This is a genomic window from Micromonospora sp. NPDC002389, from assembly GCF_040296095.1.
GTDB lineage: Bacteria > Actinomycetota > Actinomycetes > Mycobacteriales > Micromonosporaceae > Micromonospora.
Genome location: NZ_JBEOWP010000019.1, coordinates 70,224 through 81,598 on the forward strand (window position 1 = coordinate 70,224; position 11,375 = coordinate 81,598).

General features: G+C 71.3%; 10 protein-coding genes. 5 read left to right on the plus strand and 5 right to left on the minus strand.

Annotated elements, in window-relative coordinates; translation table 11 throughout:
- Positions 1-2: 2 nt before the first annotated feature.
- The 4 genes from ABT008_RS27110 to ABT008_RS27125 are packed head-to-tail and all read right to left on the minus strand — an operon-like array spanning position 3 to position 4,783.
- The gene (locus tag ABT008_RS27110; RefSeq protein ID WP_350699638.1) at positions 3-977 is read right to left on the minus strand and encodes a dimethylarginine dimethylaminohydrolase family protein; all 975 of its coding nucleotides are present in this window, start codon (positions 975-977) and stop codon (positions 3-5) included.
- Entirely contained in the window at positions 952-2,301 is a 1,350-nt protein-coding gene (locus ABT008_RS27115) for a sulfotransferase (protein WP_350699640.1), read from the minus strand. Before ABT008_RS27115 ends, ABT008_RS27110 begins: the two co-directional genes overlap by 26 nt.
- Positions 2,295-4,286 (minus strand): methyltransferase domain-containing protein, encoded by a 1,992-nt coding sequence (locus ABT008_RS27120; protein ID WP_350699642.1) that lies wholly within the window; start codon positions 4,284-4,286, stop codon positions 2,295-2,297. The genes ABT008_RS27115 and ABT008_RS27120 overlap by 7 nt, the downstream gene beginning before the upstream one ends.
- Before the next feature lie 41 nt (positions 4,287-4,327).
- Entirely contained in the window at positions 4,328-4,783 is a 456-nt protein-coding gene (locus tag ABT008_RS27125; RefSeq protein ID WP_350699644.1) for a ferritin family protein, read from the minus strand.
- Between the two features lie 345 nt (positions 4,784-5,128).
- Here ABT008_RS27125 and ABT008_RS27130 point away from each other — a divergent pair, with 345 nt between their 5' ends.
- Positions 5,129-5,881 (plus strand): class I SAM-dependent methyltransferase, encoded by a 753-nt coding sequence (locus ABT008_RS27130; RefSeq protein WP_350699646.1) that lies wholly within the window; start codon positions 5,129-5,131, stop codon positions 5,879-5,881.
- Positions 5,882-5,944: 63 nt separating this feature from the next.
- On the opposite strand, the gene ABT008_RS27135 is transcribed toward ABT008_RS27130, so the two are convergent.
- Positions 5,945-7,120 (minus strand): sulfatase, encoded by a 1,176-nt coding sequence (locus ABT008_RS27135; protein ID WP_350699647.1) that lies wholly within the window; start codon positions 7,118-7,120, stop codon positions 5,945-5,947.
- 182 nt (positions 7,121-7,302) lie between these two features.
- Between ABT008_RS27135 and ABT008_RS27140 the strand changes: the two genes are divergently transcribed.
- The 4 genes from ABT008_RS27140 to ABT008_RS27155 all read left to right on the plus strand — a co-directional run bounded on the left by ABT008_RS27140 (position 7,303) and on the right by ABT008_RS27155 (position 11,354).
- Positions 7,303-8,037, plus strand: coding sequence for a QueT transporter family protein (locus ABT008_RS27140; RefSeq protein ID WP_350699649.1), 735 nt, complete (start codon positions 7,303-7,305; stop codon positions 8,035-8,037).
- Positions 8,038-8,056: 19 nt separating this feature from the next.
- Positions 8,057-9,727 carry an ABC transporter ATP-binding protein gene (locus ABT008_RS27145; RefSeq protein WP_350699651.1) on the plus strand — a complete coding sequence of 557 codons (1,671 nt, stop codon included), beginning with the start codon at positions 8,057-8,059 and terminating at the stop codon, positions 9,725-9,727.
- A gap of 3 nt (positions 9,728-9,730) precedes the next feature.
- Positions 9,731-10,522: an energy-coupling factor transporter transmembrane component T family protein gene (locus ABT008_RS27150; RefSeq protein ID WP_350699653.1), complete on the plus strand. Its 792-nt coding sequence runs from the start codon at positions 9,731-9,733 to the stop codon at positions 10,520-10,522.
- Positions 10,523-10,598: 76 nt separating this feature from the next.
- Positions 10,599-11,354 carry a phytanoyl-CoA dioxygenase family protein gene (locus tag ABT008_RS27155; RefSeq protein WP_350699655.1) on the plus strand — a complete coding sequence of 252 codons (756 nt, stop codon included), beginning with the start codon at positions 10,599-10,601 and terminating at the stop codon, positions 11,352-11,354.
- Positions 11,355-11,375: the final 21 nt, after the last annotated feature.

Below are 11,375 nucleotides of genomic sequence, written 5' to 3' on the forward strand. Positions count from 1 at the left end.
GCTCAGTCCGCCCGGTGCAGGATGCCCGTCATACAGCCCAGTGCCCCGGCGGCACGGACGTGCTGGTCGACGCCGACCTCGGTGACGGTCACGCCGACGCCCTCCAGACGACGGCGGATGCCCGGCGCGCCGGTCGGCATCAGGACCCGCCGGGGCCCCAGCGCCACCAGGTTCATCCCCCGCCGTCGCAGCAGCTCGTCGTCCGGCGCGAACTCCACCAGCCGCACGTCCCGGGAGCGCAGCAGCGCCCGCAGCTCGGCGGTCGCGGCAGCGGTGTGCACCGCCGCCAACCGCTCGTCGAGGAAGGTCACCGCGCCGAGGAGGTGCTGGACACCCGGACCGAGCCGGACGGTGACCACCTGCACGCCCTGGGCCGCCAGGACGCGGCGGAGACACTCCGCCCCGGTAGCGCTCGTCCGGAAACCCACCCCGACCATCACCGTGTCGCGGTCCAGCCACAGCGCGTCCGCGCCCTCCAACGTGGCGGTGCCCGCCACGGTGGCCAGCACCGGGTATCCGGCAGCGGCCAACGCGGCGGCGGCGTACCGCTCCTCGCCCGCCCGTTGCGCGGCGGCCGTCCGGCCCACCACCACGCCCGCCGGGGTGGCGACGAACAGGTCACGGGTGAAGACGAAGTTCGGTGGCGTGTCCACCGCCGGGCGGGCCAGCACCACCTGCACGCCCGCGTCCGTGAACGCGGCGGCGACCGCCTCGGTCTCCGCGCGCATAGCGTCGAGGTCCACTCGCGCGGTCATCAGCACGGCGGCCGGATCGGTGATCCGCGCCAGACTCTCCGGTGGCCAGCCGAGCAGCACCGCCCGCAGCGGCGCGGACTCCGACCGGTAGCCGCAGCGGGCCCAGAGCCGGCCGTCCGCCACCTCCTGCTCGTGGCTGGTCGACCGGGGCGACCAGCCGGCACCGCCGAGGGTGCTCGGCGGCGACGCCGTGGTCTCAGATCCAGGATTCGTCGTCGTCATATCCGAGCTCCTCGGCCAGTCGCCGCTCCGGTCCCCCGATCGCGGCGCGCACCAGCTCCGCCCGCCGCCGCCACCGGCCGGGCTGCGGCGGCGCGGTGGCGACCACCGTGTCCCGCAGTCCGTCGGCCGCGATCGCGCGCAGTGGTCCGTCCATCGGCACCCCGAGCCAGTCGGTGATCCGGGTCAGCACGCCCGCCCGGCCCTGCGGTGAGCGCACCAGGTCCTCGAACCGCACCCGCAGGTAGGGCAGCCGCAGCGCGGCGGCGTCGTCGAGGATCGCCCGGTGGCAGGAGCGCCACTGCAGGGCGCAGACGTCCGGCAACGGCGCCCGGGTGTAGTCCTGCCAGCCGTGCGGCAGGTCGAACTTCCACCACCAGCGGTCCTCGGGCCGGTCCCGTCCGTAGCCGGTGATGTTCAGCGGCCGGTCCATCCGGTGGGCGTGGAAGCCGTGATAGAGCCAGCCGTCGTACAGGCCGTTGATGGATCCGGCCGGGTTGCGGGTCAGGTGCAGCACGCGCATCCGGGCGTTCGGGAACAGTGCGCGGAGGAAGCCCAGGCGGTAGGCGTTGCTCGGGGTCTTGATCACCAGCGGACGGGTGGCGAGGTCGTGTGCGGTGGCGTAGCGCCAGCCCACGGTGAGCACGAAGGGCGGCTCCTCCACCAGCAGTTCGCCGGGCGCCCCCCGTACGTCCTGCCGCCACGGCGGTCCGGCGAGATGCGGTGGCATGTCGTAGTAGCCGGTGCGCACGGGCACGCCGCGCACGGCGAGGGCGGCGTGCAGCCGGGCGTGGAACCGGGCCGCGTGCGACAGGCAGGCGGGGTCGAAGTCGGGCTGGGACCGGAGCTCGGCCAGCACCCGGCGGGCCGTGTCGAGCCAGTCGGCCAGGTCGATCTCCAGGGTCGGCCACTGGATGGTGAACCGCCAGGCCGCGTCCAGGAGGAACTGTTCCGGCGAGACCGTCGGGTCCGGTCGGCCGACGTCCAGCGACAGTTCCTCGTCGAAGACCCGGCGGCGCGCGGGCGGCAGGGCGGCCAGGTGCGCGGCGTCGAGCTGGTCGGAGCCGGTCCCGCTGGCCGGCGGCACCAGGCCGGCCAGCCGCAGGTACGGGTTGAACTCCGCGCGCAGGTGCAGCAACGCGGGCGTGCGGCGCAGCATCTCGGCGAGCATGCTGGAGCCACTGCGTGAGCTGGAGGCCAGCACCACCAGGTCCCGCACCCGGCCGGTGAAGTCCCGCACCACGGGGCGCCGCAGCCGGCGCAGCTCGGTCAGCCGGTCCGCCAGGTGGGCGTTACCGGCGAGCCCGGGCGCGGTGCCGGTCAACACACCGGTTTCCGTACCGAGTACACACACCAGCGCCACTGGTCGCGTACCGATCCGTCGGCGGCTACCTCGAACGGGTGCACCGCCCGCACCTGGGCCGGGGCGTCGTAGAACAGCCGGTAGATCTCCTGGCGGGCGGCGGGGGTCGTCTCGTGGGTGTCGATCCACTTGTCGATCGACTCCCAGAGCAGGTACTCCTCCATCGCCAGGTCGGTGAAGCCGGCGCCCAGCAACAGCCGTCGGAAGTCCGGCTCACGGAACATCTGGAACAGCAGCGGCTGCTTCTTCTTGAAGATCCGGAACATCCAGTACGCGTCCTCGTCGGCGTACGGGACGATCTGGCCGACGATGAACTGCCCTCCCGGTTTGAGGACCCGGAATACCTCCGACACGGGCTTCTCCGGGTTCGGCAGCAGGTGCAGGACCTCGCGGTTGACGACGAGGTCGAAGCTGGCGTCCGGGAAGGGCAGGTCGTAGACGGTGCCCTGGTGGACCTTGTCGAGCCGGGTGGAGGCGAGCGCCACCATCTCCGGGGTGATGTCCAGGCCGATCATCTCGCCGACGCGGCCCCGGAAGGCGTTGCCGACCACTCCGCTGCCGCAGCAGACGTCCAGCATCCGGGCGTCGGGGGCGACGTCGCACAGCGCCGCGTGCTGGGCCAGCAGGCCCTCGTCGGTGAGCCAGGAGCAGGAGTCGTGCCAGTTGCGGGAGCGGATGCCGAACTGACGCTGGTAGACGGCGTAGTCGACCTCGATCCGGCGGCGCCGGACCTGTGCGGTGCGGCTGGCCAGCCGGGCGGCGAGGCGGGCGCGGGCGGAGTCGAGCGTCCGTTTGACCAGCCGCTGTCCCAGGTCGTCGTCGCGCGCCAACTGTCGGGTCAGTTCGGCTGACACGGCGGCGCGGACGAAGCCGGCGACCTCGCTGCTCTGCAACCGCTTCTTGGTCTGTCCGTCGAAGCGGGGGCTGCGCATCCGCACCGCCACGACCGCGGCCAGCCCTTCCAGGATGTCGACCGTGGTGATCCGTTCGCCCGCGGTCGGGTCGAGCAGGCCGCGGCTGGTCGCGTACTCGTTGATCACCTCGGCCAGCGCGGCGCGCAACCCGTCCACGTGGGTGCCGTGGTGGTCGGTCCGGACGGTGTTGACGAAGCTCTGGATGTCCTCGGTGTAGCCCTCGGTCCAGCAGAAGGCGGCGTCGAGCGCCAGGTCGTCGGTCTCGTGCCGGACGGCCAGCGGGTCCGGGTGCACCCATACCGCGTCGCGGTGCCGGTGCCGCAGGAACCCACCCACCCCGGACTGGTAGCTGAGCCGGACGTCCTCCCCGGTGCGCTCGTCGCGCAGCCGCAGGGTCAGCGCCGGGTGCAGGAAGGCGACCTCCTCCAGCCGGCTGCGGATCAGGGCGGCGGAGAACTGCGCGGTCTCCAGGACCGTCTCGTCGGGGAGGAAACGGATCCGGGTGCCGGTGCGGTCCGATGCGCCGACCCGCGCGAGGTCGCCGATCGGCGCGCCTCGTGCATAGGTCTGCCGGTGGTGGGCGCCGTCGCGCCAGACGTCCAGCTCCAGCCGCTCGGACAGGGCGTTGACGCAGGAGAGGCCGACGCCGTGCAACCCGGCCGAGGTGCGGTAGGAACCGGCCTCGAACTTGCCGCCGGAGTGCAGGGTGGTCAGCAGCACCTCGGCCGCCGGGCGGTGGTGCTCCGGGTGCGGGTCGACGGGGATGCCCCGGCCGTCGTCGCCGACCGAGCAGGAGCCGTCGCGGTGCAGGACGACCTCGACGTCGCGGCAGTGTCCCGCCTCCGCCTCGTCGACCGCGTTGTCGACCAGCTCGCTGACCAGGTGGTGCCAGCCGGCCACACCGACCGAGCCGATGTACATCGACGGGTGTCGGCGTACCCCGTCGAGGCCGGAGAGGACCCTGATCGTGCTGGCGTCGTACCTGGTGTCGGCGGGTGCCGGGGACGGCGTCGTGGCGGCCTGCGTGGACTCCATCGGCTGGCTCACTTCCTGATCGGCGGTCTGCGGGCCGGTGGTCATCCGGCGACCGGCTCGCCGAGCGGCCCGACCGGTACGCCGCGCAGCGCCTCGTGGGCGGCGCTCAGCTTGGCCAGGTGCGTGTGCTTGAGGGCGCGCAGGGTTTCCAGCCAGCTCGCGACGTCGGCCAGTCCCTCCTCGTGCGCCTGCTGCACCAGCGCGGGGTAGCGGGCGGTCGCGGCCTCCATCTCGCTGCTCAGCGCCGCGGCGAGGTTGAGGTCGGTGTCGCCCAGCGGCCGCCCGGTGGCCGGGTCGGCCACGGCCTGCAGGAAGTCGAGATGCCCGTGTGCCACGCAGGCCGCGCTCTCGGCGAGTTCGGTGAACAGCCGGGCGGAGTCGAGCGAGCCCTCGATCTCGGACACCTGGGCGAAGTACTGGAAACGCAGGACGGTCGATGCTTCCGCGATGAACGCCGCGCGGATCTCGTCGAACAATTCCTCGGTGAGCGCACTCATTATGCCGTTCCACTCCCCCGAATGATTCTGAGCATTTGCCGACCGGAGCGGAAAACGCCGGAGTCGGTATCGGGATTCAATTTTCCGAAAGGATGCGGGAGCAGCGCCCCCGAATCGCCGTTTAACGTTTACCAGGCACATCACTGCCCGGCTCACCAGGCCCGGTGGTCAGAACTATAGACGCGTCGACCATCACCCGTCTAGAGTCCAACGTCAATGTCAGTGAGCCTTCGGCAGGGCCGCTCGGGAGCCTTGCGGGGGTTCCTCATCGCCGCCGCGCGCTACCGCACAGCGGTCCCGTGCCGGCACGACCGGTCCCGAATTGTGGAAACGACAGGGGGAGCAGTGACAATTAGCGATCAGGACGTCGTCGACCACTTCACCGCACGGGCGCAGGGCTACGACCGCTCCAGCGCCTGGTGCACGGACACCGAACTCGGCCGCCTGGTTCTCGACCTGACCAGGCCCCGGCCGGAGCACGAGGTGCTCGACGTGGCCTGCGGCACCGGACTGGTCTCCCGGCTGTTCAGCGGCCGGGTGGCGCGACTCGTCGGCGTCGACGTGACCGCGGCCATGGCGGAGCAGGCCCGGCCGTCGCTGGACGACCTCGTCCTCGCCCCCGCCGAGGACCTGCCCTTCCCCGACGACTCCTTCGACATCACGGTCTGCCGGCAGGGCATCCAGTTCATGGAGCTGCCGGCCGCGGTCGCCGAGATGGCCCGGGTGACCCGGCCCGGCGGCCGGGTCGTCCTGATCAACCTCTGCGCCTACGGCACCGCCGACCGTGACGAGTACTTCGAGATCCTGCGGTTGCGCAACCCGGTGCGTCGACACTTCTTCCTGCCGGGCGACCTCGCGGACCTGCTGCGCGAGGCGGGCTGCGGGGAGGTGGAGACCCGCAGGTACGTCTCGGTCGAGGACGTCGATGTCTGGTCGGACAACGGCGCCATCGACGAGGACGCCAGGGAGGCGATCCGCCAGGTGTACCGGTCCATGTCGCCGGAGTTCCGTCGGCTGCACGCGGTGGAGCAGACCGACGGGCGGATCATCGACCGGATGCTCTTCGAGATCGCGGCGGGGCGTCCCGCCGGGGACTGACGCGCGGGCGGTCCCCGGCCGGCGAGGGGTACCTCTGCCCCGTCGGCCGGGGACCGCGTGCGCTCAGTCCACCACCGGCGGGACGGCGGGCGGCGCGACCGTCGGGGACACCAACGGGACGGGGTGGAACTCGTCCGGGTCGGTCGTCAGGTCGTACCAGTCGACGGCGCCGCCCTCCACGGGCTGCCAGATGGTCTTGCTGCGGCCGTCGGTGCGGACCGACGCCAGCGCCCGCAACTCGCGGTACTCGCTGGCCTCGCGCTTCTCCTGTGGGAAGTAGGTCTCCGAGTACGCGGGCCGGGAGGTGCCGGTCAGGTCCCGGAAGAACGACACCATGGACTCGCCGTCGGTGGGGGTCGCCGGCAGTCCCAGCAGGTCCAGCACGGTGGGCATGATGTCGACCAGTCGCACCTGCTCGTGGAACTCCCGGCCGGTCGGCACCCCCGGCCCGGAGAAGATCATCGGCACGTGCTGGGTGGCGTCGTGCAGCAGGCAGCCGTGCCCCTCCTCGTACGGGTGCCCCCGCTCCCCCGCGTGGTCGTTGGAGTACCAGCCACCGAGGTCCTCGCCGTGGTCGGAGAAGCAGACGACGAGCATCGAGTCGATGTCGTGCCCGGCGGCGGCCAGCCGGTCGAGCAGCACCCCGAGGTAGTGGTCGCTGTAGGCGACCTCGCCCTCGTAGGGGTTGTCGACGGCCACGCCGACGTCCTCCGGCGGCTCGTACGGCCAGTGCGCGTCGAAGAAGTGGGCGAACAGGAAGAACGGGGTGTTCTGTTCGGCCAACCAGTCGCCGGCCCGCTCGGCGACCATCGGCGCCCGCTTGAGGGCCAACCCGCGCAGCTTCACATCGCCCACCGCGAGGGGGTCCCGCCCGTCGGGCAGCAACGGGATCTCGTCGTCGTAGAAGTCGAAGCCGCGGTCGATGCCGTACCACTTGTTGAGACCGGGGCAGGAGACCACGGCGCCGGTCCGGTAGCCGACCTCGCGCAGTCGCTCGGCCAGTGTGGGCACGTCGGCGCGAAGTTGCTCACGGAACAGGTGACGGATGCCGTGGTTCGGTGGTTGCAGCCCGGTGAAGACCGTGGCATGGCTGACCGGAGTCAGCGGACAGGACGACACGGCCTGGCGGAACGTGACACCCCTGCGGCGGAGCCCCTCCACGCCGGGGAACTTCCCGGAATACGCGACGTCGGCGCGGACGGTGTCGAGCGAGACGAAAAGGACACTGGGCCGGTCCACGAGAACCCCCTCGCTGGCTACGGGCAGTCTGGGGATCGTAGCTGATCGATGCATGCATTGACGACCACGGAAGTGGTACGCCGTTGACACGTTGACGGTGATCATCGATGGCGTTATGTTCGTCGCCATCGGCTTAGGGGGGCGTAATGCGGTCGTGCATCCTGATGTGGAAATACCCGCAGATGGTGGTCCTCACGGCCGTCACTGCCGCCCTGTACGCGACGGCGTACATCGCGTTGTCGCCGTTCAGCATCGATCTGGTCCCGGGCGTCCTCAGCTTCTCGATCCGCACCATCTTCCCGATGGTTTTCGGAATCCTGTTCGGTCCGGCCGGCGCATGGGGCCTCGGCATCGGAAACATTGTCGGTGACCTGTTCACGGGCAGTCTCGCACTCGGCTCGGTATTCGGTTTCCTGTCGAACGCCCTGCTCGGATACCTCGGTTTCACCCTCTGGTCCCGCTTCGGTCCCCGTCCGGCGCAGTTCGACGCCGACACCGAGGACGCACCGGCCGGCGACCGGGTCCGCCCGGTGCTGACCTACCTGGCCATCGGTGTCGTCGCGGCGGCGGCGAGCGCGGTCGTGCTGGCCTGGGGCCTCGACCTGCTCGGTTTCGTGCCGTTCCGGGTGGTCGCGGTCACCCTGGCGGCGAACTTCGTGATCGGCAACTGGGTCGGCGGCCTGCTGTACCTCCTCCTGCACAAGCGGGTGCGGGCGATGGGCGTGACCTGGGACGAGATCATGGATCTGGACCAGCCACCGGGCCGAGGGCCGCGCGCGTTGCTGGGCACGGCGCTCGTCGCGGTCGGCGGCATCGCCGGTTGGCTCGTCGGCCTCCAGCTCGGCGGTTCCGACCTGCTCACCCCGGTCGTCGGCGTCGCCTTCGTGGCGGTGCTCCTCGGCTCGGCCCTCCTCTGACGGGACGATGTCCTCCTCGTTGACCGCGAAGCACCTGGGCTTCACCTATCGGCGGTCCTCCACCCCGGCACTGACCGGGGTGGACCTGCGCCTGCCACCCCAGCAGTTCACCGCGCTGCTGGGCGCGGCCGGCGCCGGGAAGTCCACCCTCGCCATGGCGCTGACCGGCCTGATCCCGCGCAGTGTCCGGGGACGCCGGGAGGGCACGGTGCACCTCGACGGCCGGGATCTCGCCGAGCTGACCGCCGCCGAGGTGGCGCAGCACATCGGCATCGTCTTCCAGGACTTCGAGAGTCAGCTCTTCGCCACCAGCGTCGCCCTGGAACTCGCCTTCGGGCTGGAGAACCTCGCGGTCGAGACCACCGAGATGCGCCAGCGGGTCGAGGACTACCTGCGCCTGCTCCGGCTGACCGAGCTGCGCGACCGGGAGCCGGCCACGCTCTCCGGCGGCCAGAAGCAACGGCTGGCACTGGCCGCTGCCCTGGCCCTCGAACCGGAGATCCTGATCCTGGACGAGCCGACCACCGACCTCGACGCGGCCAGCCGCGTCGAGGTGATCCGCGCGGCGCGCTGGTGGGGTGGACGGCCGCGCACCCTCGTGCTGGTGGAACACGACACCGAGGCGGTGCTGGGCCCGCCCGGCGGCCCCGGTGCGGACCGGGTGGTGCTGTTGGAGGCGGGTCGGGTGGTGGTGGACGGTCCCGCCGACACCGTCCTGCGGGACCCCGCGCTCCTGCGCCGGCACGGGGTCCGGCCACCGCAGGTCGCCGACGTGTGCGACCGGCTCGGGCTGCCCGAGATCGCCCTCACCGTGGCCGAGGCGGTGCCGCTGATCGGCTCACTGCGTCCCTCGGCGGGGCCCGCCCGGGCGCGCGCGGTGCCCGGACCGGCCGTGGTCAGCGCGCGGCACCTCGACCACGAGTATCCCGACGGTCGGACGCTGGCCCTGCGGGACGTGTCGGTGGAGATCCACGAGGGACAGTTCACCGCCATCATGGGGCGCAACGGGTCCGGCAAGACGACCTTGGCCAAGGTGCTCAGCGGGTTACTCGTGCCCGATGCGGGGCAGGTCGACGTGCTGGGCAGGGATCTGCGGGGGCTGCCCCGGGCCGAGGTGGCCCGCCAGGTGGGGTACGTCTTCCAGAACCCCGACCACCAGCTCTTCTCGGCGACCGTGGCGGACGAGATCGCCTTCGGTCCGCGCAACTTCGGCCTCCCGGACGACGAGGTACGCGACCGGGTGGACGCCGCGATGGCCGACGTCGGCCTGACCGAGCTGCGCCGGACCGACCCGTTCCTGTTGCGCAAGGGTGACCGGCAGCGCCTGGCCGTGGCGGCGGTGCTGGCCATGGGTCCTCGGGTGATCGTGCTGGACGAGCCGACCACCGGCCTCGACGAACGCCAGCAGCAGTCGGTCATGCGGTTGTTGCGCCGCCTCAATCGGGCCGACCTGACCGTGGTCATGGTCACCCACCACGCCAACCTCGTCGCCGAGTACGCCGACCGGCTCGTGGTGATGACCGACGGGCGCATCGTCCTCGACGGGCCGCCCGAGATGGTGTTCCGGCGTCGCGACGTGCTCGCCGCCGCGTCGGTGCTGCCGCCGCCCGTGGTGGACCTCGCCGACGAGCTGCGGGTAAACGCGCTCACGGTCGACGAACTCGCCGCCGCCGCCCGAGTGGGCGGGTGAGGCGTGTACCAGAGCCTCTACCTCAACCGCACGTCACCGGTGCATGCCCTCGATCCGCGGGCCAAGCTGCTGGGCCTGCTCGCCCTGGCCGGACTGCCGTTCGCCTTCAACGATCCCCGCTACGTGGCGGTGGTCGGGCTGATCGTGCTGGGGCTCTCCGCCGTCGCCGGGTGCCTGGGCAACCTGCGCCGCTTCCGTAACGTCTACCTGCTGGTGTTCGTGGTGAACGTCGTCCTGTGGCAGCTCACCATCGACGGCACCACCACGCTGTTCATGCTGGGTCCGGTCACCGTCACCCGGGAGGCGCTGCTGTACGGCATCGCCGCCGCGCTGCGCTTCGTCGTCGTGCTGATGGTCGGTACCCTCTTCGTCTCCTGCACCAGCACCGAGGACGTCACCGTCGGGCTGGTGCACCTGCGGCTGCCGTACACCGTGGCGTTCGTGGTCTCCACCACGTTGCGCCTGGTGCCGGCGTTCGTCACCGCGACCGGCACGGTGATCGAGGCGCAGACGGCGCGGGGCTTCGTGGCGGACAGCCGCAATCCGGTACGCCGGGTCCGCCAGCTCCTGCCCGTGGTGGTGCCGTTGATCGTCTATGCGCTGCGACACGGGTCGATGATGTCGCTGGCGATGGAGGCCCGGGGGTTCACCGTGCGCGGCAGCCGGACCAGCTACCGCACCCCGGTGATGACCGCTCGGGACGTCGCCGTGCTGGGCGGGCTGGCGATCATCCTGGCCGGTGCGATACACCTTCGCCTGTCCGGTTACGGCGTGGTGCTGCCCGGACGGCTGTGACCGAGCCGTCGTGCCGCGTCCATACTTCGTCTACCATCGATCTCTGTCGCGGCGTTTCGGGAGAGGATGTGACGAGGTGCTCACCGATGAGGAGCGCTTTCTGTTCGACCTGCGGGGCTTCGTGGTCCTCCGCGAGGTGCTCGGTCCGGAGCAACTGGGCGAGGTCAATCGGATCATCGACGGCCAGGAGCTTCCGCCGCCCGGTGACACGTTCGCCGACCAGATCTTCTCCGGCTTCCTGAGCTGGGGGCCGGCCTTCACCGACCTGCTCGACCACGAGCGGGTCTTCCCGATCGTGACCACGCTGCTGCAGCGGCCCCGGCTGGACCGCTACTACGGCATCCGGATGCGGGCCGGCACCACTGGCCTGCCCCTGCACGGCGGGGCGCTGGAGGCCGACGGCCAGTCGGAGTTCTACCACTTCCACCACGGCCGGATGGCCAACGGCGTGATCACGGTCAGTTGGGCGCTCACCGACATGCTGGCCGGTCAGGGCGGCTTCGTGTGCATCCCGGGCAGTCACAAGAGCAACCATCCGCTGCCGAAGTCCTGGGACTACCGGGCCGAGGCGGTGCACCACGTGCCGATGGCCGCCGGTGACGTGCTGGTCTTCAACGGGGCGATGGCGCACGGCACCCATCCCTGGCACGCCGATCACGAACGCCGGTCGGTGATGTTCAAGTACGCGCCGGGGCATCTCGCGTGGAGCAAGGTCTACCTGGATTGGGCGGCCGAGTTGCGGCAGTCCCTGAGTCCCCGTCAGCAGGCGCTGCTGGAGCCGCCGTACTGCCTGCCGCACCACGAGGACCCCACCGACCGCTTCGTGCGCTGACCCTCCGCTGCCGGTGCGCCC